Origin of the sequence: Streptomyces sp. NPDC096205 (assembly GCF_044763135.1) — a bacterium.
Classification (GTDB): domain Bacteria; phylum Actinomycetota; class Actinomycetes; order Streptomycetales; family Streptomycetaceae; genus Streptomyces.
Map to the genome: position 1 here is coordinate 656,267 of NZ_JBIWFS010000002.1, position 23,589 is coordinate 679,855.

The following is a 23,589-nucleotide window of genomic DNA, read 5'->3' on the forward strand; positions in this document are numbered from 1 at the left end:
CCATCACAGCTCCACGCACGTGCGCAGGGCGGTCCCCGTCCGCATCTGGTCCAGGGCCTCGTTGATGCCGGTCAGCGGCACCCGGTGGGTGATCAGGCCCTCCAGGTCGATACGGCCGGCCCGCCACAGGGCGATCGTCCGCTCGTAGGAACGCAGCACGTCCCCGCCGCCGTACAGGGACGGCAGGATGCGCTTCTCGTCGAAGAACAGCTCGAACATGTTGAGCTGGAGCTGGTCGTCCATGGCTCCGGCGCCGACGACGACCAGGGTGCCGCCGCGCCGGGTGTGGTCGTACGCGGTGCGGGTGGTGGCGGAACGGCCGACGACCTCGAAGACGTGGTCGAAGCCCTCGCCGCCGGTCAGCTGTTGCTTGGCGTCGGGCAGCTCGTCGGGCGAAACCGCCCTGGTGGCACCGAAGCCGAGCGCGGCCTCGCGGCGGGACAGCACCGGGTCGACGGCGACGATCTCGGCGGCCCCCTTGAGCCGGGCTCCCTGGACCACCGAGATCCCGACGCCCCCGCAGCCGATCACCGCAACCGACGAACCGGCGTCGATGTCGGCGGTGTTGAGCGCGGCACCGAGGCCGGTCGTCACGCCGCAGCCGATGAGGGCGGCGATGTCGTACGGCACGTCGTCGGGGATCGGCACGGCGCAGCGCGCGTCCACGACGACCTCCTCGGCGAAGGTGCCGGTGCCGGCGAAGCCGAAGATGTCGCCGGTCGACCGCTTGAAGTTGGGGGTGCCGGCGTTCATGAACCCGGCCAGGCACAGCTCGGTCTGACCGCGCCTGCACGCGGGGCATTCGCCGCAGGAGGGCAGCCAGCACACGACCACCCGGTCACCGGCCTTGACCCGGGTGACGCCCTCCCCCACCTCGACGACCTCACCCGCGCCCTCGTGGCCGGGGACGAAGGGCGCGGGCTGCGGCAGCACGCCGCTCATCGCGGACAGGTCCGAGTGGCACAGCCCGGTCGCCCGCACCCGGACCCTGACCCTGCCGGGCCCGAAACCGACCGCCTCTACGTCGTCGTAGACCTCCAGCTTGTCCTGGCCTGTCTCGTGCAGTACGGCTGCGCGCATGATGCGGCTCCCTTCGAAAGGTGCCTGACGGCTCAGGAGTGGTGCACGATCGTGTCGGCGAGGACGGGGGCGTCGTCCCTCTCGACGGCGCTCACGGCGGCGCTCACGGCGGCCCGCACGGTCCCGGTGTCCTGCTGCCAGAGGCGGATGCGCAGGGTCTCGCCGGGGAAGACGACGCCGGCGAAGCGGGTGGCGTACGACCGCACGCAGGTCACATCGCCGCCGAGCAGCGTGTCGACGACCGCCTTCAGGGTCATGCCGTAGGTGCACAGCCCGTGCAGGATCGGGCGGTCGAAGCCGGCGGTCTTGGCGAAGTCGGGGTCGGCGTGCAGCGGGTTCCAGTCGCCGGAGAGGCGGTAGAGCAGGGCCTGGTCCTCGCGGACGGTCCGCTCCAGGGTCCGGTCGGGCTGTCCGGCGGGCGGCTCCGGCCGGGTGTCGGGGCCGCGGTCGCCGCCCCAGCCTCCTTCGCCGCGTACGTAGATCTGGGCGTCGTTGGTCCACAGCGGGCCGTCCGCGTCGGCGACGTCCGTGCGCAGCACGAGGATCGCGGCCTTGCCCTTGTCGTACACGGCCGCGACACGTGAGGTGGCGGTCGCTCTCCCGGTGGCCGGGATCGGGCGGTGGACGGTGAGGTTCTGGCCGCCGTGCAGGACACGGGCGAGGTCGACCTCGATGCCGGGCATGGACAGTCCGCTGATCACCCCGGGTGCGCCGGAGCCGGCGACGGTGGCGAAGCTCGGCAGCACGTGCAGCCGGCTCTCCAGGGTGTAGCGCAGCTCGTCGGGGTCGGTGGCGGGCAGGCCCGCGCCGATGCCGAGGTGGTAGAGCAGGACGTCCTTGGGGGTCCAGGCGATCTCGCCGGAACGGGGTTCGGCGGCGAGCGCCCTGGCGGCGTCGATGGGCATGGGCGGGGCTCCTGACGGGTCCGAGACCTCGGCGCGGGCGTCCGCACCGTCGGCCGCACCGAGGTCGTTCACGGGGAACCTAGAACGCGTTCCAGTCCGGCGACCTCTGTATAGCCGAGGGGGCTTGGGTTGGGAAGACTCCTGACGGCATGTCAGATGAGCCGTTGAGTTGGGCCGCTAGGACATTTGTCCTGGCGGATGCCGTACGGGCGGCCCTGCCGCGTGGGGAGAGGGGCTCGTAGCGTCATGGACGCCGGTCGGCGACGGCCCAGACGGCACACCCATCGGCACACCCACCGGCTTGCCCACCGGCTTGCCCACCGGCTCGCCCACCGGCTCGCCCACCGGCTCGCCCACCGGCTCGCCCACCGGCTCGCCCGAGCTCGCCGGGACCGGCCTCCGCGGTCTGGCCGAGCGTCTTGCCGCGGCCGGTGGGCGTCTGACCTCCGGCCCCGCGCCCGACGGCGGCTTCCCGGTCACCGCCGAACTACCGGTCACCGAACCGCTCCTTCCGCCGCGAACGCCCCTACCCTTGGCCCGTGAACGAAATGCCCCATGCGTACCGTCCCGCGAAGTCCATCAGGGTGCTGCTCGCCGAGGACCAGGGCATGCTGCGCGGGGCGCTGGCGCTGCTGCTGGGGATGGAGCCGGACATCGAGGTCGTCGCCCAGGTGGCGGCCGGTGAGCAGATCGTGGACGCGGCGCTGCTGCACCGCCCGGACGTGGCCCTGCTGGACATCGAACTGCCGGGCATGAGCGGCCTGGACGCGGCGGCGGCGCTCCGCACGGAGGCGCCGGACTGCCGGGTGCTGATCCTCACCACGTTCGGCCGCCCGGGCTATCTGCGCCGGGCGATGGAGGCAGGAGCAGCCGGCTTCCTGGTGAAGGACGGGCCCGTCGAGGAACTGGCCGCGGCGATCCGCAAGGTGCTGACCGGGGAGACGGTCGTCGACCCGGCCCTGGCCGCCGCCGCCCTGGGCGCGAGCCCCCACCCGCTCACCACCCGCGAGTGCGACGTCCTCAAGGCCTCCGCGGACGGCGCCACCGTCTCCGACATCGCCGCCCAGCTCCACCTCTCCGAGTCGACCGTCCGCAACTACCTCTCCGCCGCCATCGGCAAGACCCACACCCGCAACCGCATGGAGGCCTTGCGCGAGGCCCGCCGCCAGGGGTGGCTGTAACTCCGAGAGCACCCGGGCGGGCGGTGCCCTACGCGGCTTGCCCCCGCCGGAACAGCCCCGTCCACAGGAAGTCCTCCCCGAAGCACGCGGAGCCCTCCGACTGGGCACGCATCCGGCGAAGCTCGACCTCAGCGAGACGGACAGGACCGGTCGGGTCGGTCGGGTCAGTCAGGTCGGTCGGGTCAGTCAGGGGGATCGGCCCGGTCAGGTGGGTCGGGCCGGCCGACTGGGTCAGCCCCGTGAAGATGGCCCGCAGTGACTCGGCGGTGTAGGCGAGGCCCCCGTGCAGGCCGCCAGTGCGGTAGAGGTCTGCGTCGGACAGCTCGGAGCCCATCCCGCCGGAGGCGAAGCAGGTCAGGGCGAAGGAGCCGCCGGGGGCCAGGACGCGGTCCAGCAGGGCGAGGTAGTTGATGCGACGGTGCGGGGGCAGGTGGTGGAAGCAGCCGGAGTCGTAGACGAGGTCGTAGGGTCCGGTCAGCTCCGTCACCGTGAGGGTGAAGGCGTCGCCGCAGAAGTAGCGGACTTCGCCGCCGGCCTCCCGGGCCCATCGCAGGGCGGCCGGGGACAGGTCCACGGCGTCCACCTGGAAGCCCTGCGCGGCGAGGTAGCGGGCGTTGCGGCCGGGCCCGCAGCCGAGGTCGAGGGCGCGGCCGGGGCGCAGGAGGCCGCGGTCGAGGTAGGAGGCCAGGTTCTCGTCGGGCTTGTCGACGAAGAAGGGCACCGGGCGGGAGCGGTCGGCGTAGAAGCCGTCCCACCAGTCGGCGCCCTGCTCGGTCCAGCGGTCGGCCTCCGGGGCGAACAGCCCGTCCAGCAGGCGGAGTACGTCGTCCACGGTGCGGATGTGCCGGTCCATGCGGCCTCCTTTCGCCTCTCGTGATCGTAGGTCGGCGGGCCCCAGGGCCCCAGGGCGCAGCGGGGCTTGGCCAGGGCGGCGAAGTGGCTGGACGGAGGCGTGCCGGGGCGGTGGACCGCCTTGGGAGGGATCACCCTCCGGGGGCCCGAAGGGGCGGGGTTGCGGGCGCGGAGGGCCGTGGCGGGGGCCCTCCGCGCCGCGTCGCCGCCACTTTTTCGAAGGGTGTGCCCACGGCCCTTACTTGGTCACCTTCGCCGACTTGTAGGCCGTGCCCTGAGGGGCCAGGCAGACGAACCAGGAGTAGGGGGAACCGTCGGCGGTACGGATCGCCGGTACGTCGGTCTCCGCCGTACCGCGCGTTCCGTTGATGTCGTGCTCCCCGGTCACGTGCGCGACCGCCTTGGGCAGTACCGTCGAGGAGCCGTCCTTCCATGTGCAGGTCACCTCCTGTGCTGTCTTCGCCACATGACCGATGACCAGGCGCCGACGGTGTTCCGTTTCCCGGTCGAGGGGGGCCGCCACGCTCTCGAGATCGGTGCCGGACATACGGTCCGCCTCGGTGGTCAGGCCCCCGGCGGTGATGCCCGCCAGCGCCCTGTCAGTCTTCTCGATGCCGCCGTGCAGGAAGTAGGCGCTCTTGCCGATCAGGTCCTCGGGCCGCCTGATGTCCCCCGGGAAGTCGCCGAACTCCGCCATCGCCTCCAGCGTGGCCACGGCCTCCAGTTCGTCTTTCGGTGCCGGCCAGACATTGAGGACGACCTTCCAGGGCCGGCCTCCGTCGGTCCCGGTCGCCAGGGTGGTCTGCTCCGGCTCGACGACCAGCGGGGGTCGTGGAGTCGGCGGCTGGGTGGCCGGAGTCACCTCTCGGTCCTCCCCACCCGGCAGCCCCGTCACCGCAAGCGCCCCCGTGGAGCCCGCCACCACCACGGCCGTGACGGCTGCGATCGCCCAGCGGCGGGCGCGGCGTCTGCGGCCGCCGCGGATCAGTGCCTGGGTGGGGGCTATGCCGATCTCGACCTCGCTCGCGGCGTCGGCCAGCAGCTGGGTGATGTCCCGGTCCGTCATTCCGTGCTCGAACTCCCGCTCCGCGCTCATCACTTCCGCCCTCCGTACGTCGCCATGTCGGTCAGCTCCGGTATGCCGCGGAGTTTCGCGATCCCCTTGGCGGCGTTGCTCTTCACCGCGCCCACGGAACAGCCCATCGCCTCGGCCGTCTGCGTCTCGGTGAGGTCCTCCCAGTAGCGCAGGACGACCGCCTGGCGCTGCCGTGGCGGCAGTTGGGCGAGGGCCTGGAGCAGCACGCCCCGGTCCTCGGCCTGGGCGATGCGGTCGCCGGTGTCGGGCACCTCGGGCGCGATCCCCGAGTCGTCCTTGGCCGCGAGGAACTCCCGTAGTTTTCTGCGGTGTCTGCGTGCGTGTGTGTTGATCAGCACACGGCGTACGTAGGCCTCCGGGTCGTCGGCCGCGCCGACCCGGCGCCAGGCCACATAGACCCGCTCCAGCGTCGACTGGACGAGGTCCTCGGCCGCGTGCTGCTCCCCCGCGAGGAGAAATGCCGTACGCATCAGCCGCGGCCAGCGACCGATGACAAACGCCTGGAACTCCTGGTCCCCGGCTTTCTTCCTGTCCCCCATGGGCACCTCCTGATATTCAAAGGAGTCCATGGGCCCTCAGGACCGTTGCCTCATTCCCCGGATTCGCCGAACCTCAGCGCCGCGCACACCCGCCGTACCCGCCGCGCCACCTTCACTGTGCCGCTTCCTTGACCCGTTCGACCAGCGTCTTCGCGACCGGTTCGAGGTCAGCGGGCTGCTTGAGGTCCTCCCCCGCGAGGGCGATCACCACCCTGTCGACGCGCATCACCAACTGGGTCGTGTAGAGGCCCGACTCGCGCTTCGACCAGGCCTCGGTGTCCTGGGCGCCCGCTTCGATCTTCACCAGTTGCTGTGACCCTGCGCTTCGCCCCCCTTTCACCAGGCTCCTCATGACCGTCTTCGCGCCCTTCGCGGACTCGAAGGACAGGACGACGACCTGAGCCGTGTGCTCGCTGTCCCCCTCAGGCCGGTTGACCGTGCCTTCGTCGTACGTGTCGGATCCGATGGCGACCACACCGGCGGAGGCACACGTCGCGGCCATCATCAGACATCGGGTGCGGGCTTTCTCGCCCTCGATCACCTCGGGGGCGGCCTCACCTCGCCACCCGACGGGGAGTTGCTCGCGGTCGGGCATCGCGCTGCGCATCTGCGCCGGTGTGAGCCCGACGTCCGAGTCACCACGGTCGCTTCCCCCACAGGCGGAGAGGCCGATCAGCGCACAGCCCATCGCCAAAGCCAAGCCCCACCGCTCTGGGTACACGTCAACTCCCCGTTTGTGTACGGCAGTTACGGCGCTCAGCGAATCACATGGACCTCTCGGGCGCCACGGTCACGCCACCGGCCCCTCACTCCACCGGCCTCCCCGCCAAGCCCCCCGCCCCCTCCTCCGCAGCGCTTCCCTCGCCCTGCCCCGCAGGGATCTTCACCGGCCGGGCCTTGCCCGGGAGCCACAGCGCCATCAGTACCGCCCCGCCGAGCAGCACGACCGTGCTGACGCGGAAGGCGGCGGCGTAGCCGTCGGTCAGGGCCTCGGGGGTGGTGGCGCCGTGGGCGTGGCCGGCGGCGACGGTCGACATGGCGGCGAGGCCGAGGGAGCCGCCCATGGTGCGGGAGGTGTTGATGAGGCCGGAGAGCAGGCCGGCCTCCTCCGGGGCGGCGCCCGAGGTGGCGAGGGCGGCGATGGGGGTGGCGGCGAGGCCCGCGCCCAGCATCATCAGGACGCCCGGGATCATGATGGCGGTGACGTACGCGCCGTCGGCCGTCATCGTGGTCTGCCAGGCGAACCCGGCCACGGCCACCAGCGTGCCGAGCACGGCGAGGTTGCGCGCCCCGAGCCCCGGGATCAGACGCGGCGCGAGCTTGGAGCCGACGACGACGGCGAGCGAGCTCGGCACCAGGGCGAGGCCGGCCTCTAGGGGCGAATAGCCGAGCACGTTCTGGGCGTACAGGGTCATGAAGTACCACATGCAGAACATCGCGGACCCGGACACGAAGTTCGCGGCGTTCGCCGAGGACACCGAGCGCACCCGGAACAGCGTGAGCGGCATCAGCGGGCCCGCCGTACGCGATTCGACCAGGAGGAACGCGGCGACGAGCAGGACACCGGCGGCCAGCGGCAGCAGTGTGGCGGAAGCAGTCCAGCCCTCGGACTCGGTCTGGGAGATGCCGTAGGCGAGGGTGGCGAGCCCTGCGGTCACCAGCAGCGCGCCCGGCAGGTCGAGGTGGCGTCCGTCGCCGCGGCTCTCCGGGAGGCGTACGAGAGCGGCGAGGAGGACGAGCGCGCCCACGGGGACGTTGATCAGCAGCACCCACCGCCAGGACAGGCCGTCCACGAGCAGTCCGCCGACCAGGCCGCCCGCGGCCCCGCCGCCCGCACCGACGGCCGTCCAGGTCGCGATGGCCCGCGCCCGTGCGGCGCCCTCGGGGACGGAGGAGGTGACCAGGGTCAGGGTGGACGGGGCGAGCACGGCCGCGCCGAGCCCCTGCGCCGCCCGGGCCGCGAGCAGCTGCCAGCCCTCCTGGGCCAGCCCGCCGCCGAGGGAGGCCAGCGTGAACAGGGCCAGGCCGGTCAGGAACATGCGCTTACGGCCGTAGAGGTCGCCCGCGCGTCCGCCGAGCAGCATGAAGCCGGCGAAGGCGATGGTGTAGGCGTTGACCACCCACTGCAGGCCCGCGCCGGAGAGGGCGAGGTCGGCCCGCATCGAGGGCAGGGCCACGTTGACGACGGAGATGTCCAGGACGACCAGGAACTGTCCCGCACAGGCGAGGGCCACCACCAGCCAGGCGGGCGGCACGGGACGGCGGGACCGGGATATCGGCGTGGTGTCGGCGGCTCTCAGCATGCCTGTCATGGTCTCAACCCCACTACGCCCCTTGCACAGTGATTTCCCGGATCCGATCCGCGCCCCTCCGCGCCGACTTCCGCACCTCTCCGCGCCAACTTCCGCGCCCCTCCGCGCCAACTTCCGCACCTCTCCGCGCCAACTTCCGCGCCCCTCCGCACCCCGACCCGCCCTGTCGAGACCCGACCCCGGCAAGCATCTCGCCACCCCCGGTAAGCCCCCGCACCACCCCAGGTAAGCCCCCGCACCACCCCAGGCAAGCCCCTCACCCCCGATACGCCCCCTGCACCGTGATCTCCAGGCTCCGCCCCTTCGCCGGCAGCCACACCGCCATGAGCAACGCCCCGGCCAGCATCAGCACCGAGCAGGCGCGGAAGGCCGAGGCGTAGCCCTCGGTGAGGGCCTCGGGGGTGGTGCCCCCGTGGGTGCGGGCCGTGGCGATGGTGGACATCACCGCCAGGCCCAGGGAACAGCCCATGGTCTGGGAGGTGTTGATCAGCCCGCACACCAGACAGGACTCCTCCGGCGGAGCCCCGGACGTGGCGAGGGCGGCGAGCGGGGTGGTGGCGAGGCCCGCGCCCAGCATCATCAGGATGCCCGGGATCATGATCGCCGTGACGTACGTGCCGTCGGCGGTCATCGTCGACTGCCAGGCGAACCCGGTCGCGGCCACCAGCGCGCCCAGCACGGCGAGGCGGCGCGGACCGGCCCGCAGCATCAGATGCGGGGCCAGTTTGGAGCCGACGACGACGGCGAGCGAGCTGGGCACGAGGGCGAGGCCGGCCTCCAGGGGCGTGTAGTCCAGGACGTTCTGTGTGTAGAGGGTCATGAAGAACCACATGCAGTACATGGCGGCGCCGCAGACGAACATGGCCCCGTTCGCGGAGGACACCGACCGTTCCCGGAACAGCGCCAGCGGCATCAGCGGCGCGGTCCGGCGCCGCTCGGCCAGGAGGAACACGGCGAGCAGCAGCAGCCCGACGAAGAGTGGCCCCAGGGCGGCCGGGGCGGTCCAGCCCGCGGCCTCGGTCTGTGAGATGCCGTACGCGACAGTGGCGAGCCCGGCGGTGGCCAGCAGGGCGCCGGGCAGGTCCAGGCGGCGCCCGTCGTCGGCGCGGCTCTCGCGGAGCCGTCCCACGGCCGCGGCGAAGACGGCGACCCCGGCGGGCACGTTGATCAGCAGGACCCAGCGCCAGGACAGGCCGTCCACCAGCACCCCGCCGACCAGGCCGCCCGCGGCCCCGCCGCCCGCACCGACGGCCGTCCAGGTGGCGACGGCTCTGGCCCGGGCCGGGCCCTCGGGGACGGCCGCGGTGACGAAGGTGAGGGTGGAGGGTGCCAGGACGGCCGCGCCGATGCCCTGCACCGCCCGCGCGACCAGCAGCTGCGAGCCCTCCTGGGCCAGCCCGCCGCCCAGCGAGGCGAGGGTGAACAGGGCGAGGCCCGTCAGGAACATGCGCTTACGGCCGTAGAGGTCGCCCGCGCGCCCGCCCAGCAGCAGAAACCCGGCGAAGGCGATGGCGTAGGCGTTCACCACCCATTGCAGGGCGGTGCCGCTGAGGGCGAGGTCGCTGCGGATGGAGGGCAGGGCGACGTTGACGACGGAGATGTCGAGGACTACGAGGAACTGTCCCGCGCAGGCGATGCCCACCACAGGCCAGGCGGACGCCACGCTGCGCCGCGACTGGATGGCGCCGGCGGCTCGGAGCATGCGTGGGATCGTCCCAACAGATGGACAGCCCCTGCATCGCGACGTCCGAGAGTCTGACGACACCTTTCAGCCAGAAGCGGCCGCGCCCGCAAGCCTTCCCCCGGTTCTTCAAGGGCAGGTCAAGAATTCGTTAGCTACTCAAAGCAAAGGAATAGTTGCCCTGGCGCACCGAGTTCACGCTACACATGACACGTACGACGACGACCGACCAGCCGACCGGAAGAGCGTCCGGCGCCCTCGTGCCCGTGCTCGCCTTCGCGGGCATCGTGGTCGCGGTGATGCAGACCCTGCTGGTGCCGGTCATCAAGGACCTGCCGCAACTGCTGGACACCGCCCCCAGTGACGCCACCTGGGTGCTGACCTCGACCCTGCTCTCCGGCGCCGTCGCCACGCCGATCATGGGCCGCCTCGGCGACCTGTACGGCAAGCGCCGGATGCTGGTCGCGAGCCTGTCCGTGATGGTGGCGGGCGCGCTGGTCAGCGCCGTCACCAGCGCGCTGCTCCCGATGATCGTCGGCCGTACCCTCCAGGGCTTCGCGATGGGCGCCATCCCGCTCGGCATCGGCCTGATGCGCGACATGCTGCCGCGCGAGAAGCTCGGCTCGGCGATGGCCCTGATGAGCTCCTCCATCGGCGTCGGCGGTGGCCTCGCGCTGCCCGCCGCCGCGCTGGTCGCCCAGCACACCGACTGGCACGCCCTCTTCTACGGCGCCGCGGGGCTCGGCGTGCTCGCCATCGCCCTCACCCTGACCGTCGTACCGGAGTCCCCGATGCGGGCGAAGGGCTCCTTCGACCTCCCGGGCGCGCTCGGTCTGTCCCTGGGCCTGGTGCTGTTCCTGCTGCCGATCACCAAGGGCAGCGACTGGGGCTGGTCGTCCGCGACCACGCTCGGCCTGTTCGGCGCGTCGGCCGCGGTGCTGGTGCTGTGGGGCGTCTACGAGCTGCGCACCGCCGCCCCGCTGGTCGACCTGCGCACGACGGCCCGTCCGGCGGTGCTGTTCACCAACCTGGCCTCGATCATGGTCGGGGTCTCCTTCTACGTCGTCTCGCTCGTGCTGCCCCAGCTCCTCCAGCTGCCGAAGGCCACCGGCTACGGCCTCGGCCAGTCGATGGTCGTCGCGGGCCTGCTGGTGGCGCCGCTGGGCCTGACGATGATGTTCACCGCGCCCGTCTACTCCCGGCTGTCGGCGCGCTACGGCCCCAAGGCCACCCTGATCCTCGGTCTGCTGATCATCGCCATCGGCTACGGCGCCGGCCTCGGCCTGATGAGCGCCGCCTGGCAGAGCCTGGTCATCGCGGTCGTCCTCGGCGCGGGCATAGGCCTGGCCTACTCCTCCCTGCCCGCCCTGATCATCGGCGCGGTCCCGGCGTCGGAGACCGGCGCGGCCAACGGCCTGAACACGCTGATGCGCTCCATCGGTACGTCCGTGTCCAGCGCGGTCATCGGCATGGTGCTGGCCAACACGGCCGACCATGTGGGTGGCGTGGCGGTCCCCACCATGCACGGCTTCCGGCTCTCCTTCCTGATCGCGACGGGCGCGGTGGCGGTCGGCCTGCTGATGGCCCTGTTCCTGCCGAAGCCGAACCGGGCCCCGCAGCTGCGTGCCAGCAGCGAGGAGGACGCCAACCTGGAGCGCGCCGAGGCCGCCCTGGCCGGCTTCCGCGGCCGGGTCCTGGCCGCGGACGGCGCCCCCGTCGCCCGCGCCCGGGTCACCCTGATCGACCACGGCGGCCGCCGCGCGGGCTCGGCCCTGACCGCCGACGACGGCAGCTACGCCCTCGCGGTCCCGGCGGGCGGCGCGTACGTCCTCGCCGCCCGGGCCGCCGGCCACGGTCCGCTGGCCGCCCCGGCGACCCACACCGGCGAGGAGCACGCGGTCGACCTGGACCTGTCCCTGCCGGGCGAGACGGTCACGGCATAAGAAGGCCCGTGACGCCTGAGATCCATCCCACGCGTACCCCCTGTCGCCGAGGCGGCAGGGGGTACGACACCATGGGCCTCCGACCAGCCGGTACGACCGAGAGGACCCCCATGCCCGCGGCCCCCAAGCCCGAGATCCTGGCCGCCTTCGAGGCCGCGAAGGGGTTCATGCCCATGGACGAGGGGCTCGCGCTGTACGCGGCCGCGGTCGAGGCGGGCGCCCTCGGGCTGCCGCTGCTGGAGGTCGGCACGTACTGCGGCCGCTCCACGATCCTGCTGGCCGACGCGGCCCGGGAGGCCGGGGTGACCGCACTCACGGTCGACCACCACCGCGGCAGCGAGGAGCAGCAGCCGGGCTGGGACTACCACGACCCGGAGACGGTGGACCCGGAGATCGGCCTGATGGACACGCTGCCGACCTTCCGCCGTACCTTGCACCGGGCGGGCCTGGAGGAGCACGTGGTCGCGCTGGTCGGCCGCTCCCCGCAGGTCGCGAAGATCTGGAACGCGCCGCTCGGCCTGGTCTTCGTCGACGGCGGCCACACCGACGAGCACGCGAGCGCCGACTACGAGGGCTGGGCCCCGCACGTCGCGGAAGGCGGACTGCTGGTCATCCACGACGTGTTCCCGGACCCGGTGGACGAGTTCACCGGGCAGGCCCCGTACCGCGTCTATCTGCGCGCGCTCGGCTCCGGAGCGTTCACGGAGGTCTCGGCGACGGGCTCGCTGCGCGTGCTGCGCCGCACGGGCGCGGGAATCTGAGGGACCGGAGAACGACCCAGGGCCCGACAAGCGTTCAGAGATCAAGAGTGGCGGCGGCGCACTTGTTCTCGAGTAAGGGAAGTAGCCGCGGCCGGCGCACCTGAACGACGGCAACCGTAGTACGGGGTGACGGCGACCGGCACCTTGTTTATCCGGCAGTTAGGGTGTCAGGCGTGTCGTACACAGGCCCCGACTTCGATCCCACCCCGCCGCGCCGCCTGCGCCGCCCGCTGACCGTCGCCGTGGCGGCGCTGGTGCCGGGGGCGTTGCTCGGCTGGCTGGTGTACGACACCACCGCGTCCGACACGACCGCCTCCGACGGCGGCGGACCGCAGCGCACGGCCGCCTCCAGCCCCGCCCCGGCCCCGGCGTCACCGACACAGACACCGACACCGACGCCGAGCCGCGACGACGACAAGCCCGGCGCCCCCGACGGCCCCTTGAAGGGCAAGGTCGTGGTGATCGACCCCGGGCACAACCCGAACAACTTCCGGCACGCGTCCGAGATCAACAGCAAGGTCGACATCGGCACGGGCCGCAAGGAGTGCGACACCACCGGCACTTCGACCAACTCCGGTTATCCGGAGGCCGACTTCACCCTCGACGTGGCCCACCGGCTGCGCGCGCTCCTGCAACAGCAGGGCGCCACGGTGAAGCTGACGCACGACGCCGACCGGCCGTACGGCCCGTGCATCGACGAGCGGGCCCGCGTCGGCAACCAGGCCCACGCGGACGCGGTGGTGTCGATCCACGCCGACGGTTCGGTGTCCGGCAACCGCGGCTTCCATGTGATCCTCCCCGGTGCCGTCCACCAGGGCGCCGCGGACACCCGCCCGATCGTGGACTCCTCCCGCGACCTCGGCGAGCGCATCGCGGGCAACTTCGTCCGCGCCACCGGCAGCGCGCCCTCCAACTACGTGGGCGACGGCACCGGTCTCGTCACACGTGAGGACCTGGGCGGTCTCAATCTCTCAACAGTTCCCAAGGTGTTCATCGAGTGCGGCAACATGCGCGATAGCAAGGACGCGGCGCTGCTCACCAGCGGCGCCTGGCGGCAGAAGGCGGCGCTGGGGCTCTCCGGGGGAATCGTGAGTTTCCTGCGGGGGTAGTGATCAGCCTCCCGGACCGGGCGGACACGCCGATCACGCGAACGATAGTGTCATCGCTGCCCCCGATGACGAGACGACGACTGACGAAGGACAAGTAGTGAATATCCGCTCCCTCACTCGAGGCGACGGCGTGGTGATCGGAGCAGCGGTGTTGCTGTTCATCGCGTCGTTCCTCGACCTCTACTCGATCGATGGCGCTTCGGACGACGTTGACATCCCCAGCCTGTGGGGCAGCGGGCCGGTCCTGCTCGGCGTGGTCCTGGCGGGCGTCATCGGCGCGGCGCTCGTCGTCGTGACCCGCGGCCTGCCGCAGGTGCCGAAGGTCGCGGGGCTGGACCTCGGCCAGTTCGGTGTGGCCTTCACGGTGTTCGCCGCCTGGTGCGCGCTCGGCAACATCTTCGACGCCGCGGGCGGCTTCGACAACCAGGAGGGCTTCCCCGACTCGTTCGGTCCCGGCACCGGTCTGGTCCTCGCGCTCATCGCCACGCTGGTGATGGCCGCGGCGGCCGTGGCGACCCCGCTGCTCCCCGCCCTCAAGGGCTCCCTGCTGCCGGCTGCGCGCCCCGTCACCCCGCAGCCGTACGGCGCGCAGCCTCCCGGTGGCTACGGCTACCCGGGCGCGCAGCAGCCGCAGCAGCAGCCCTACGGTGCCGGTGCGCCGCAGCAGCCGTACGCCGGCCAGCCGCAGCCCGGGCAGCCGCAGGCCCAGCAGCCGCAGGCCCAGCCGGCCGCGGACTTCTCGCCGTTCTGGTTCGCGGTCCCGGTCCCGCGCCCCCTCTTCGCGGAGGACGGCTCGCAGACCCCGATCGCCGAACTGGCCCCGGGTACCTGGTACCTGGCCGTCGAGCAGCGGGGTGCGGCCCTGGTCGCGCAGACGCAGGACGGCCGTCGCGGTGTCCTCCAGGACACGAGCGGCATCCAGCGCGGCTGAGCCCGCCGTACGACGTCACGGCCCCTCGCCCTTCCGGGCGGGGGGCCGTTGCCGTACAGTCGCAGCCCCACAGCTTCCTGACATCCCGTCAGAAAGAGGCGACGGCATGCGACTCGGTCTCGCGCTCGGCTACTGGGGCCGCGGCCCCGACCCCGGCCACATCGCGCTCGCCCAGGAGGCCGAGCGCCTCGGCTACGACTCCGTGTGGACGGCGGAGAGCTGGGGCTCGGACGCCTTCACCCCGCTCGCCTGGATCGCCGCGCACACCTCCCGGGTCCGCCTCGGCACGGCGGTGGCGCAGATGGCCGCCCGATCCCCCACCGCCACCGCCATGCACGCCCTCACCCTGGACCACCTCTCCGGCGGCCGCATGATGCTGGGCCTGGGCCTGTCGGGCCCGCAGGTGGTGGAGGGCTGGTACGGGCGCCCGTTCCCGAGGTCGCCGCTGACCGCGACAAGGGAGTACGTCGATGTCGTACGGCAGGTCCTGCGCCGCGAGCGCCCGGTGGAGCTGCACGGCCGCTTCCACCCGCTCCCCTACGACGGACCGGACGCCACGGGCCTCGGCAGGCCCCTCAAGGCCATCACCCACCCCCTGCGCCCCGACCTGCCCGTCCTCCTCGGTGCGGAGGGCCCGAAGAACATCGCGCAGACGACGAGGATCGCCGACGGCTGGCTGCCCCTGTACTGGTCCCCCACCCGCCCCCTGGTCGGCGCCGACGACCTCCCCGAGGGCTTCCTGGTCGCTCCCATGGCCCAGGTCCGCGTCTGCGAGGACGTCACCGAGGGCCTCAGGCCCGTGAAGGCCATGCTCGGCTTCTACATCGGCGGCATGGGGCACGCGGCCCGCAACTTCCACGCCGACCTCATGGCGAGAATGGGCTACGCCGACGAGGCCCGCCGCATCCAGGACCTCTTCCTCTCGGGCCGCCGTGAGGAGGCCGTCGCGGCCGTCCCCGACGCCTTCGCCGACGAGATCTCCCTCGTCGGACCGCGCGAACGCATCGCGCAGCGGCTGGAGTTGTGGCGCGCGGGCCCGGTGACCGACCTGCTCGCCCTCGCACCGGACCCGGAGACCCTGCGCGTACTCGCGGAGCTCAACACGTAGGGGATCACCGGAAGATGGCCACGGAGTCCAGCCGTCGCCGGCGTACTCCTCCCCGCAGAAGCGGGTTTCAACTCCCTTGGCCGGGTCACCCGATGGGCATGTCCCCTCGACATCGCACCAGTGCCAACCAGGCCGGTACGGTCATCGCGATCGTGGCCGACGTCATGGCCGTCATCCTGGGCCTGTGGATCCTGATGTACCTGCTGGACGCCAACCGCTCCAACGACTTCGTCCAGTTCGTGCACGACGTCGCCCGCTGGCTCGCGGGCTGGTCCTACGACCTGTTCACCTTCGACGAGGCATGGGCGAGGGTCGTCGCGGGCTACGGCCTGGCGGCGGTGGTGTACCTGTTCGTGGGCCACGCCATAGCGAACAGGGTGCACCGGCACTAGTCGGCCAGGGGCGCGGGGAACTGCGCGAGAACCACAGAAGACCCGCACCCGCGGTACAACAGCGAGCACCCGACCGATCAGGCGCAACAATCAGGGTCGAGCCCAAGAGGCAGCCGCTCCCCGGAGAACACGGCACACGTGGCCTCGTGCCCCCCGAGCGCCGCGACGGCCAGGAGCAGCGACCCGGCGGTCCAGGTGGTCAACTCCCGCGGCCAGACGGCGTCGTCGTCGAACACGTAGCCCGTCCAGTACATCCCGCTGTCCGCGTCCCGCAGATGCTGGACGGACTGAAGGATCTCCAGCGCCCGGTCGGACTCGCCGGTCGCCCACAGCGCCAGCGCGAGTTCGCAGGACTCGCCCCCGGTCACCCAGGGGTTGGGGACGACACATCGCACGCCCAGTCCGGGCACGACGAACCGCTCCCAGGACTCCTCGATCCGCGCCTTCGCCTCGGCGCCGGTGAGCGCCCCGCCCAGGACGGGGTAGTACCAGTCCATCGAGTAGCGGTCCTTGTCCAGGAACCGCTCGGGGTGGCGCCGGATGGCGTGCCGCAGCGCGCCCACCGCCAACTCCCAGTCCGGCTGGGGCTCTTCGCGCTGCTCGGCGATCGCGAGAGCGCACCGCAGGGCCTGGTGGATCGAGGACGACCCGGTGAGCAGGGCGTCGTGCGTGGGGGTGCCGTCGTCGTCGCGGCGCCAGCCGATCTGCCCGCCCGGCTGCTGGAGCCGCAGCACGAACTCGACCGCCGCGTAGACGGTCGGCCACATGCGGTCCAGGAAGACGTCGTCGCCGGTGGACAGGTAGTGGTGCCACACGCCCACGGCGATGTAGGCGACGAAGTTCGTCTCGCGCCCGCGGTCGGTGACGTCGTCGTGCGCCCCGTCGGCGTAGGCCGCGTACCAGGAGCCGTCCTCGTTCTGGTGCCGTGCGAGCCACTCGTAGGCCCGCTCGGCGGCCTCGTGCTCTCCGGCGGTGTCCAGCGCCATCGCGGCCTCGGTGTGGTCCCACGGGTCGAGGTGGTGGCCCCGGAACCACGGGATCGCGCCGTCCTCGCGCTGCACGGCGAGGATGCCGGCGACGGTCGCGGCGGCCTCCTCGGCGGTGAGGACTCCCGGCAGGACGAGGTGTTCCGTGCGGGGTGTCGTCACGCGGCGCCCGCCTCTTCGGAAAGACGCGGCAGGTGCGGCTTGGTGGCGTAGACGACGAAGCTCTTGCCGATCAGCGGGTTCAGCGCCTGCTCGGCGACCCTCGTCGCCAGCGGCTTCTTCATGATGTCCCAGACCAGCAGCTTGTGGTACGCCCGCACCGGCAGCGCCTTGTCGTTGTCGACGCCGAAGGCGCACTTCAGCCACCAGTACGGCGAGTGCAGCGCGTGCGCGTGGTGGGAGCCGTACGGCTTGAGGCCGGCCTCCTTGATCTTGCCGACCAGCTCGTCCGCCTTGTAGATGCGGATGTGGCCGCCCTCGACCTCGTGGTAGGCGTCGGACAGGGCCCAGCAGACCTTCTCGGGGCCGTAGCGCGGCACGGTGATCGCGATGCGGCCGCCGGGCTTGAGCACGCGCACCATCTCGGCGAGGACGCCCTTGTCGTCGGGGATGTGCTCCATCACCTCGGAGATGATCACGACGTCGAAGGAATCGTCGGGGAAGGGCAGCGCGAGGGCGTCGCCCTCCATCGCGGTGGCGGTGGCGCCCTCGGGGGCCTCGCCGGCCTCCTTCATCGCCGCGAACCACTTGGCGACCTCGCGGATGTCCTCGGCGTTCTGGTCCAGCGCGACGACCTGGGCGCCGCGCCGGTAGCACTCGAACGCGTGCCGGCCGGCGCCGCAGCCGAGGTCCAGGACGCGGTCGCCCGGGGCGAGCGGGAACCGGGAGAAGTCGACGGTCAGCACGTGGCCCTGCTTTCGGCGTTGGATCCAGCTGTTACTGCTTCTACTGCTTCTGGGGCAGGCGAGGCCTCAGGGTGTGCGGCCGCCGGGCGGCGTGCGCCGATCGCCTCGCGGTAGTGGGCGACCGTGCCCTCGGCGGCCCGTGCCCAGGTGAACCGGGCCAGCACCCGCTCGCGCCCGGCCGCACCGAGTCGCGCCCTCAACTCGGCGTCTCCGAGCAGTCGTACGAGGGCGGCGGCCAGCGCGCCGGCGTCCCCGGTCGGCACCGCGAGGCAGGTCTCGCCGTCGCGTCCGGCGACCTCGGGGATCGCCCCGCCGGTCGTGGCGACCAGCGGCGTGGCCGTGGCCATGGCCTCGGCGGCGGGCAGGGAGAAGCCCTCGTACAGGGACGGCACGCAGGCGACCTCCGCCGAGCGGACCAGGTCGACGAGTTCGGCGTCGGAGATGCCCTTGACGAACTCGACCGCGCCTTCGAGGCCGTAGCGCTCGACGGCCTGGGCGACCGGCCCCTCGGTGGGCCGCTTCCCTACGACGACCAGATGCGCGGCCGGGTGTTCCGTACGAGCCTTCGCGAGGGCCTCGACGAGGAAGACGAGCCCCTTCAGCGGGACGTCCGCGCTGGAGGTGGTGACGATCCGGCCCGGCACGCGCGGCACGGACGGGTCGGGCGAGAACAGGTCGGTGTCGGCGCCGATGTGCACGACGTGCACGCGGTCCTGCCGTACGCCGAGATGGTCGACGATCTCCTGCCGGGAGGTGCCGGACACGGTGAGCACGGACGGCAGGCGGCGGGCGACGCGCTTCTGCATGCGGGTGAAGGCGTACCAGCGGCGCACCGAGTAGCGGCGCTGCCAGGTCTCGGCGGCGTCCAGCTCCAACTGCCGGTCGACGGTGATGGGGTGATGGATGGTGGTGACGAGCGGCGCGCCGACATCGCCCAACAGGCCGTAGCCGAGGGTCTGGTTGTCGTGCACGACGTCGAACTCGCCGCGGCGGGCGCGCAGATGGCGGCGGGCGCGCAGCGAGAAGGTCAGCGGTTCGGGGAAGCCGCCGGTCCACATGGTCGCGACCTCGAGGGCGTCGACCCAGTCCCGGTACTCGCCGCGGCCCGGGGTGCGAAAGGGGTCGGGCTGGCGGTACAGGTCGAGGCTGGGGAGCTCGGTGAGGCTGAGGCCGTCGAAGCCCTCGTCGAGGACGGGGTAGGGCTGGGCGCCGATGACCTCGACGCGGTGACCGAGGCGGGCGAGTTCGCGGGAGAGGTGGCGGACGTAGACGCCCTGGCCGCCGCAGAAAGGGTTTCCCTTGTAGGTGAGGAGTGCGATGCGGAGCGGTCGCTCGCCGTCTGCGGCGAGGCCCCGGGAAGGGCCCGCCTGACTGGCCTCAGCGGTCACTCTGGGCCCCCTTCTGCCTGCGATGTCCCGCGAGACTACGCCGGGACGCTAATCTAGAACAAGTTACAGACTTGATCGTTCAAGAGGCTCTGAATCTACCGGCAGGTAGCCCCGCTGTGAGAAGTGGATCAGGTGATTCACGCCACGGCCTGAGCCTGGCATGCTCTGTCCGATCACTCCCTCTCCCCCACCTCCTCACCGACTGTCACGGAACGGGATCCATGCCTGCGGAAGCCAAGCCGGCCAAGGTCGAGGCCAGTGACGTACGACCGGCGTCCGCGCCGCTGACCGAGCGGCAGCAGGCGCGCCGGCGGCGCATCCTGCACGCGAGCGCGCAGCTGGCGAGCCGGGGTGGTTTCGACGCGGTACAGATGCGGGAGGTGGCCGAGTCCTCGCAGGTCGCGCTCGGCACGCTGTACCGCTACTTCCCGTCCAAGGTGCATCTGCTGGTCGCCACGATGCAGGACCAGTTGGAGCACATGCACACCACGCTGAAGAAGAAGCCTCCGGCGGGCGACACGGCGGCGGAGCGCGTCGCGGAGACCCTGATGCGCGCCTTCCGCGCCCTCCAGCGGGAGCCCCACCTCGCCGACGCGATGGTCCGCGCCCTGACCTTCGCCGACCGCAGCGTGTCCCCCGAGGTGGACCAGGTCTCCCGCCAGACGACGGCGATCATCCTGGACGCGATGAACCTGTCCGACCCCACCCCGGCCCAGCTCTCCGCCGTCCGCGTCATCGAGCACACCTGGCACTCGGCCCTGATCACCTGGCTCTCCGGCCGCGCCTCCATCGCCCAGGTCCGCATAGACATCGAGACGGTCTGCCGCCTGATCGACGACGTCTGAGCCCGGGGCCGCGCACGCGAAAAGACCTACGAGACGGGTTCCCTTCGCCGGTATGACCCGGATCAGGTGATGGGGGTCGCCCTCAGGTTCGACTACCACCTTCGGACCTCTCAGCCCGGACCGTCGACGTCGGCACCGGCGAAAGCGTTGCTTTCCGCCGAAGTCGGCTACTCCGGTTCGGACTCCCTCACTCGCCTCGTAGGCTGATTCCAGGATAAAACGCCCAGGGGCGGATGGAACCCCCTGGGGGCAAGATTTTTAGCCCCCATTTCGGCCCCTACTCCTCCGGCGGGAACACCGCCTCCCCCCTGCCCAGCAGCGTGATGGCGATGGCCTCCACGGGGCAGTTCTCGGCGGCCTCCAGCACGCGCTCGTCGGCGTCCGTGTCCGGGCGCAGAGGCCGGGACTGGCGGGCGGTGTCGAGGCGGAAGGCGTTCGGGGCGCGGTGGACGCACTGGGCGGAGCCGATGCACAGGGTGCGGTCGACCTCGATGTGCCAGCGGTCGCCCATGGGTCAGGCCCCCGCCGGGAGGTGGATCATCTTGTGCTCCAGGTACTCCCCATAGCCCTCGGGGCCGAACTCCCGCCCCAGTCCGCTGTTCTTGTAGCCGCCGAACGGGCCGAGCATGTCGAGGCTGAAGGTGTTCACCGAGTACGTGCCGGTACGGACCTGGCGTGCGACCTCGATGCCCCGCTCGACGTCGCCGGTCCACACGCTGCCGCTGAGCCCGTACTCGGAGTCGTTCGCGATGCGCACGGCGTCCGCCTCGTCGCCGTAGGGGAGCAGGCAGATCACGGGGCCGAAGATCTCCTCGCGGGCGACGCGCATGCTGTTGTCGACGTCCCCGAAGAGGGTCGGCTCGACGTACCAGCCGCGGTCGAGGCCGGCCGGGCGCCCGCCGCCGGTGAGGATCTTGGCGCCCTCCTCCTGCCCGAGGCGGATGTAGTGGAGGCTGCGGCGCTGCTGGCGCTCGGCGACCAGGGGTCCGACCTGGGTCGCCGGGTCCATCGGGTCGCCCACGGTCAGCGCGCTCGCCGCCGCGGCGAAGGCCTCCGCGAACTCGTCGTAGCGCGAGCGCGGCAGCAGGATGCGGGTCTGGGCCACACAGGCCTGCCCGTTGTTCATCCAGGCCGCGGGGACGATCCCGGCCACGGCCGTCGCCACGTCCGCGTCCGGCAGCACCACCGCCGCCGACTTGCCGCCCAGCTCCAGCGTCACCCGCGTGAGATTGCGTGCCGCGACTTCCATGACCCGCCTGCCCGCCCCGACCGACCCGGTGAAGGAGACCTTGTCGACGCCGGGGTGCCCGACGAGGTACTCGCTCACCTCCCGGTCGGCCGGCAGGATCGACAGCACGCCCTCCGGCAGCCCGGCCTCCCGGGCGATCTCGCCGAGCAGATAGGCGTCCAGCGGTGACTCGGGCGACGGCTTGAGCACGACCGTGCAGCCGGTGAGCAGTGCGGGCGCGAGCTTGGCGGCGGCGACGAACTGCGGCACGTTCCACGGGACCACGGCCGCCACCACCCCGACCGGCTCGCGCCGTACGAGGATCCGCCCGAGGACGCCGTCGCGCCGCTCCTCGTAGGGGAATTCCCGCGCGACCCTGATCGCCGCGTCCCACACCATCATCGCGCCGAGCGCCTGCGCGAGGACGCTCCAGGAGTACGGCGAGCCGTTCTCGGCGGTGATGACCCGCGCGATCTCCTCGTGCCGTGCGGCGATCCCGTCCTTGATCCGCGTGACGACCGCGAGCCGCTCCTCCAACGGCAGCCGCGGCCAGGGTCCTTCGTCGAACGCCCGCCGCGCGACCGCCACGGCCCGGTCCACATCGGCCCGCGACGCATGCGGCACCCGCCCGATGACCTCCTCCGTGTGCGGCGAGACCACCTCGATGACGTCCTGCCCGAGCGGGTCGGTCAACTCCCCGCCGATGTACAGCTGTCCGTGCTCCACGAGCTCCGCCATGGCCGAACGCCTCCCGGGGCAGCCAGTATCTGACGATGTTTCAGAACTGATACCAGTTCTAGTTATAGTGGGCAATGGTGGAGGGGGAGGACGGATGACGACGAGGACGTTCGATCACGGCGGCGGCGTGCGGTCGGTCGAGGTGCCGATCCCCGACAACCCGCTGGGTCACACGCTGGTGTACGTCGTCGACACGGACAGCGGGCCTGTCCTCGTCGACACCGGCTGGGACGACCCGGCCTCCTGGGACACCCTCCGGGCCGGTCTCGCGGCCTGCGGGACGGCCGTCTCCGACGTGCACGGTGTCGTGATCACCCACCACCACCCCGACCACCACGGCCTGTCCGACCGGGTGCGCGAGGCGTCCGGCGCCTGGGTGGCGATGCACGCGGCGGACGCGGCGATCGTGAGCCGCACCCGGTCGGGCACGGCCGGGCAGTGGTACGCCTACATGGCCGCCAAGTTGACGGCGGCGGGCGCCCCGGAGTCCCACGTGGCGCCCCTGCGCAGGGCCCGCGGCACACTCCCCGGCCTCTCCCCCGCTCTCCCCGACCGCGAGATCGTTCCCGGCGACCTGCTCCCGCTGCCCGGCCGCCGCCTGCGCGCGATCTGGACCCCGGGCCACACACCGGGCCACGTCTGTCTGCACCTGGAGGAGGACCACCCGGCGCAACTGCCCGGCCACGGCCGCCTGTTCTCCGGCGACCACCTGCTGCCCGGGATCTCCCCGCACATCGGCCTGTACGAGGACCCCGACGATCTCACGGTCACCGACCCCCTGGGTGACTACCTGGACTCTCTCGAACGCGCCGCCCGCCTCACCCCCGCCGAGATCCTCCCGGCCCACCAGCACCCCTTCACCGACGCCCCCGCCCGCGTCACCGCACTCCTCGCCCACCACGAGCAACGCCTCTCGGGCCTGCTCTCCCTCCTCACCACCCCCCTCACCCCCTGGCAGCTCGCCGAGCGCATGGACTGGAACCGGCCCTGGCCCCAGATCCCCTACGGGTCACGGAACATCGCCGTCTCCGAGGCCGAGGCCCACCTGCGCCGGCTGGTCGAGCTGGGCCGCGCGGAGGCCGTCCCGGGCAGCGACCCGATCACCTACGTGGCCGCGTGATCCGCTCGCATCCACGACCGCGCCGCTGATACCCAGGGATCATGGAACCCCTGGAGCACCTCCTCGCCGAGCGCGCCTGCGAGCGCCTGGTCCTCGACTTCGTGCACCGCCTCGACCTCGGCGAACCGGCCTCCGTGGCCGAGCTGTTCACCGAGGTCGGCACCTGGGAGTGGCCCGAGGGCGAGCGGCGCGTCGAGGGGCGAAAGGCCCTGCGCGGGTACTTCGGCTCCCGCCCCGCCGACCGCCTCTCGCGCCGCCTGATAGCCAACGTCCTCGTCACCGTGACCTCCCCCGACACCGCCGAGGCCACCTCGTACTTCACGACGTACCGCGTCGACGGCCACACCGGCGGCATGGTCCCGGCCGGCCCGCCGGTACAGGTCGGCCACTATGAGGACACCTTCCGCCGCACCGCCGACGGCTGGCTCCTCTCCTCCCGCACCCTGTTCCTGCCCTTCGCCGGACCGACCCCGCAGGCCGCCTCCTGAC

Annotated in this window: 23 protein-coding genes and 1 riboswitch; of the genes, 10 read left to right on the top strand and 13 right to left on the bottom strand. The window is 72.1% G+C overall.

The genetic code is table 11. The annotated features are described in order from the left end of the window. Positions 1-3 precede the first annotated feature (3 nt). Both ACIQ6Y_RS09415 and ACIQ6Y_RS09420 read right to left on the bottom strand, forming a co-directional pair. On the bottom strand, positions 4-1,080 hold the full coding sequence (locus ACIQ6Y_RS09415) for a Zn-dependent alcohol dehydrogenase (protein ID WP_404034846.1): 1,077 nt from the start codon (positions 1,078-1,080) through the stop codon (positions 4-6). Positions 1,081-1,112: 32 nt separating this feature from the next. After that, positions 1,113-1,985 (bottom strand): MaoC/PaaZ C-terminal domain-containing protein, encoded by an 873-nt coding sequence (locus tag ACIQ6Y_RS09420; protein WP_404034848.1) that lies wholly within the window; start codon positions 1,983-1,985, stop codon positions 1,113-1,115. A gap of 548 nt (positions 1,986-2,533) precedes the next feature. Between ACIQ6Y_RS09420 and ACIQ6Y_RS09425 the strand changes: the two genes are divergently transcribed. Then, positions 2,534-3,166 carry a response regulator gene (locus ACIQ6Y_RS09425; RefSeq protein WP_404036377.1) on the top strand — a complete coding sequence of 211 codons (633 nt, stop codon included), beginning with the start codon at positions 2,534-2,536 and terminating at the stop codon, positions 3,164-3,166. Between the two features lie 28 nt (positions 3,167-3,194). Here the strand turns inward: ACIQ6Y_RS09425 and ACIQ6Y_RS09430 are convergent, their stop codons facing one another. From ACIQ6Y_RS09430 to ACIQ6Y_RS09455, 6 genes are all read right to left on the bottom strand, one after another. Beyond that, positions 3,195-4,019 (bottom strand): class I SAM-dependent methyltransferase, encoded by an 825-nt coding sequence (locus ACIQ6Y_RS09430; RefSeq protein WP_404034850.1) that lies wholly within the window; start codon positions 4,017-4,019, stop codon positions 3,195-3,197. Positions 4,020-4,256: 237 nt separating this feature from the next. Then, the gene (locus ACIQ6Y_RS09435) at positions 4,257-5,114 is read right to left on the bottom strand and encodes a hypothetical protein (RefSeq protein WP_404034852.1); all 858 of its coding nucleotides are present in this window, start codon (positions 5,112-5,114) and stop codon (positions 4,257-4,259) included. Beyond that, positions 5,114-5,653, bottom strand: a complete 540-nt coding sequence (locus ACIQ6Y_RS09440; RefSeq protein ID WP_404034854.1) for a SigE family RNA polymerase sigma factor — start codon at positions 5,651-5,653, stop codon at positions 5,114-5,116. Before ACIQ6Y_RS09440 ends, ACIQ6Y_RS09435 begins: the two co-directional genes overlap by 1 nt. A gap of 112 nt (positions 5,654-5,765) precedes the next feature. Further along, positions 5,766-6,260, bottom strand: a complete 495-nt coding sequence (locus ACIQ6Y_RS09445; protein WP_404034856.1) for a hypothetical protein — start codon at positions 6,258-6,260, stop codon at positions 5,766-5,768. 199 nt (positions 6,261-6,459) lie between these two features. Continuing rightward, positions 6,460-7,956, bottom strand: a complete 1,497-nt coding sequence (locus ACIQ6Y_RS09450; RefSeq protein ID WP_404034858.1) for an MFS transporter — start codon at positions 7,954-7,956, stop codon at positions 6,460-6,462. 265 nt (positions 7,957-8,221) lie between these two features. Beyond that, the gene (locus tag ACIQ6Y_RS09455) at positions 8,222-9,667 is read right to left on the bottom strand and encodes an MFS transporter (protein ID WP_404034860.1); all 1,446 of its coding nucleotides are present in this window, start codon (positions 9,665-9,667) and stop codon (positions 8,222-8,224) included. Between the two features lie 185 nt (positions 9,668-9,852). Here ACIQ6Y_RS09455 and ACIQ6Y_RS09460 point away from each other — a divergent pair, with 185 nt between their 5' ends. The 6 genes from ACIQ6Y_RS09460 to ACIQ6Y_RS09485 all read left to right on the top strand — a co-directional run bounded on the left by ACIQ6Y_RS09460 (position 9,853) and on the right by ACIQ6Y_RS09485 (position 15,890). Beyond that, a complete protein-coding gene (locus tag ACIQ6Y_RS09460; RefSeq protein WP_404034862.1) occupies positions 9,853-11,589 on the top strand; it encodes an MFS transporter in 1,737 nt (578 codons plus the stop codon). 110 nt (positions 11,590-11,699) lie between these two features. Continuing rightward, on the top strand, positions 11,700-12,350 hold the full coding sequence (locus tag ACIQ6Y_RS09465) for a class I SAM-dependent methyltransferase (RefSeq protein ID WP_404034864.1): 651 nt from the start codon (positions 11,700-11,702) through the stop codon (positions 12,348-12,350). 173 nt (positions 12,351-12,523) lie between these two features. Beyond that, positions 12,524-13,459, top strand: coding sequence for an N-acetylmuramoyl-L-alanine amidase (locus ACIQ6Y_RS09470; protein WP_404034866.1), 936 nt, complete (start codon positions 12,524-12,526; stop codon positions 13,457-13,459). A gap of 97 nt (positions 13,460-13,556) precedes the next feature. Then, the gene (locus ACIQ6Y_RS09475) at positions 13,557-14,390 is read left to right on the top strand and encodes a hypothetical protein (RefSeq protein ID WP_404034868.1); all 834 of its coding nucleotides are present in this window, start codon (positions 13,557-13,559) and stop codon (positions 14,388-14,390) included. Between the two features lie 106 nt (positions 14,391-14,496). Continuing rightward, positions 14,497-15,498 carry an LLM class F420-dependent oxidoreductase gene (locus ACIQ6Y_RS09480; protein ID WP_404034870.1) on the top strand — a complete coding sequence of 334 codons (1,002 nt, stop codon included), beginning with the start codon at positions 14,497-14,499 and terminating at the stop codon, positions 15,496-15,498. 98 nt (positions 15,499-15,596) lie between these two features. Then, entirely contained in the window at positions 15,597-15,890 is a 294-nt protein-coding gene (locus tag ACIQ6Y_RS09485; protein ID WP_404034872.1) for a hypothetical protein, read from the top strand. Positions 15,891-15,967: 77 nt separating this feature from the next. On the opposite strand, the gene ACIQ6Y_RS09490 is transcribed toward ACIQ6Y_RS09485, so the two are convergent. From ACIQ6Y_RS09490 to ACIQ6Y_RS09500, 3 genes are read right to left on the bottom strand one after another with little or no spacing between them, the layout of a single operon-like run. Continuing rightward, positions 15,968-17,038: a prenyltransferase/squalene oxidase repeat-containing protein gene (locus ACIQ6Y_RS09490; RefSeq protein WP_404034874.1), complete on the bottom strand. Its 1,071-nt coding sequence runs from the start codon at positions 17,036-17,038 to the stop codon at positions 15,968-15,970. Beyond that, entirely contained in the window at positions 17,035-17,781 is a 747-nt protein-coding gene (locus tag ACIQ6Y_RS09495; RefSeq protein WP_404034876.1) for a class I SAM-dependent methyltransferase, read from the bottom strand. The genes ACIQ6Y_RS09490 and ACIQ6Y_RS09495 overlap by 4 nt, the downstream gene beginning before the upstream one ends. Beyond that, positions 17,775-19,169 (bottom strand): glycosyltransferase family 4 protein, encoded by a 1,395-nt coding sequence (locus ACIQ6Y_RS09500; RefSeq protein WP_404034878.1) that lies wholly within the window; start codon positions 19,167-19,169, stop codon positions 17,775-17,777. The genes ACIQ6Y_RS09495 and ACIQ6Y_RS09500 overlap by 7 nt, the downstream gene beginning before the upstream one ends. 221 nt (positions 19,170-19,390) lie before the next feature. Here ACIQ6Y_RS09500 and ACIQ6Y_RS09505 point away from each other — a divergent pair, with 221 nt between their 5' ends. After that, entirely contained in the window at positions 19,391-20,014 is a 624-nt protein-coding gene (locus tag ACIQ6Y_RS09505; protein WP_404034880.1) for a TetR family transcriptional regulator, read from the top strand. Positions 20,015-20,036: 22 nt separating this feature from the next. Beyond that, positions 20,037-20,213, bottom strand: a riboswitch (TPP riboswitch). A gap of 78 nt (positions 20,214-20,291) precedes the next feature. Here the strand turns inward: ACIQ6Y_RS09505 and ACIQ6Y_RS09510 are convergent. Both ACIQ6Y_RS09510 and ACIQ6Y_RS09515 read right to left on the bottom strand, forming a co-directional pair. After that, a complete protein-coding gene (locus ACIQ6Y_RS09510) occupies positions 20,292-20,525 on the bottom strand; it encodes a ferredoxin (protein ID WP_404034882.1) in 234 nt (77 codons plus the stop codon). A 3-nt stretch (positions 20,526-20,528) separates the two neighbouring features. Next, entirely contained in the window at positions 20,529-21,980 is a 1,452-nt protein-coding gene (locus tag ACIQ6Y_RS09515; RefSeq protein WP_404034884.1) for an aldehyde dehydrogenase, read from the bottom strand. Positions 21,981-22,074: 94 nt separating this feature from the next. Between ACIQ6Y_RS09515 and ACIQ6Y_RS09520 the strand changes: the two genes are divergently transcribed. Both ACIQ6Y_RS09520 and ACIQ6Y_RS09525 read left to right on the top strand, forming a co-directional pair. After that, positions 22,075-23,100, top strand: coding sequence for an MBL fold metallo-hydrolase (locus tag ACIQ6Y_RS09520; protein ID WP_404034886.1), 1,026 nt, complete (start codon positions 22,075-22,077; stop codon positions 23,098-23,100). Positions 23,101-23,141: 41 nt separating this feature from the next. Then, positions 23,142-23,588 carry a nuclear transport factor 2 family protein gene (locus tag ACIQ6Y_RS09525; RefSeq protein WP_404034888.1) on the top strand — a complete coding sequence of 149 codons (447 nt, stop codon included), beginning with the start codon at positions 23,142-23,144 and terminating at the stop codon, positions 23,586-23,588. Position 23,589 lies beyond the last annotated feature (1 nt).

What these genes read in the sequence shown, in the direction of transcription:
- ACIQ6Y_RS09460 (WP_404034862.1), top strand. Translation starts at nt 9,853, where the DNA reads ATGACACGTACGACGACGACCGACCAGCCGACCGGAAGAGCGTCCGGC.
- ACIQ6Y_RS09505 (WP_404034880.1), top strand. Translation starts at nt 19,391, where the DNA reads ATGCCTGCGGAAGCCAAGCCGGCCAAGGTCGAGGCCAGTGACGTACGA.
- ACIQ6Y_RS09445 (WP_404034856.1), bottom strand. Translation starts at nt 6,260, where the DNA reads ATGCGCAGCGCGATGCCCGACCGCGAGCAACTCCCCGTCGGGTGGCGA.
- ACIQ6Y_RS09450 (WP_404034858.1), bottom strand. Translation starts at nt 7,956, where the DNA reads ATGCTGAGAGCCGCCGACACCACGCCGATATCCCGGTCCCGCCGTCCC.
- ACIQ6Y_RS09425 (WP_404036377.1), top strand. Translation starts at nt 2,534, where the DNA reads ATGCCCCATGCGTACCGTCCCGCGAAGTCCATCAGGGTGCTGCTCGCC.
- ACIQ6Y_RS09455 (WP_404034860.1), bottom strand. Translation starts at nt 9,667, where the DNA reads ATGCTCCGAGCCGCCGGCGCCATCCAGTCGCGGCGCAGCGTGGCGTCC.
- ACIQ6Y_RS09430 (WP_404034850.1), bottom strand. Translation starts at nt 4,019, where the DNA reads ATGGACCGGCACATCCGCACCGTGGACGACGTACTCCGCCTGCTGGAC.
- ACIQ6Y_RS09420 (WP_404034848.1), bottom strand. Translation starts at nt 1,985, where the DNA reads ATGCCCATCGACGCCGCCAGGGCGCTCGCCGCCGAACCCCGTTCCGGC.
- ACIQ6Y_RS09510 (WP_404034882.1), bottom strand. Translation starts at nt 20,525, where the DNA reads ATGGGCGACCGCTGGCACATCGAGGTCGACCGCACCCTGTGCATCGGC.
- ACIQ6Y_RS09480 (WP_404034870.1), top strand. Translation starts at nt 14,497, where the DNA reads ATGCGACTCGGTCTCGCGCTCGGCTACTGGGGCCGCGGCCCCGACCCC.
- ACIQ6Y_RS09520 (WP_404034886.1), top strand. Translation starts at nt 22,075, where the DNA reads ATGACGACGAGGACGTTCGATCACGGCGGCGGCGTGCGGTCGGTCGAG.
- ACIQ6Y_RS09515 (WP_404034884.1), bottom strand. Translation starts at nt 21,980, where the DNA reads ATGGCGGAGCTCGTGGAGCACGGACAGCTGTACATCGGCGGGGAGTTG.
- ACIQ6Y_RS09415 (WP_404034846.1), bottom strand. Translation starts at nt 1,080, where the DNA reads ATGCGCGCAGCCGTACTGCACGAGACAGGCCAGGACAAGCTGGAGGTC.
- ACIQ6Y_RS09525 (WP_404034888.1), top strand. Translation starts at nt 23,142, where the DNA reads ATGGAACCCCTGGAGCACCTCCTCGCCGAGCGCGCCTGCGAGCGCCTG.
- ACIQ6Y_RS09435 (WP_404034852.1), bottom strand. Translation starts at nt 5,114, where the DNA reads ATGAGCGCGGAGCGGGAGTTCGAGCACGGAATGACGGACCGGGACATC.
- ACIQ6Y_RS09440 (WP_404034854.1), bottom strand. Translation starts at nt 5,653, where the DNA reads ATGGGGGACAGGAAGAAAGCCGGGGACCAGGAGTTCCAGGCGTTTGTC.
- ACIQ6Y_RS09465 (WP_404034864.1), top strand. Translation starts at nt 11,700, where the DNA reads ATGCCCGCGGCCCCCAAGCCCGAGATCCTGGCCGCCTTCGAGGCCGCG.
- ACIQ6Y_RS09485 (WP_404034872.1), top strand. Translation starts at nt 15,597, where the DNA reads ATGTCCCCTCGACATCGCACCAGTGCCAACCAGGCCGGTACGGTCATC.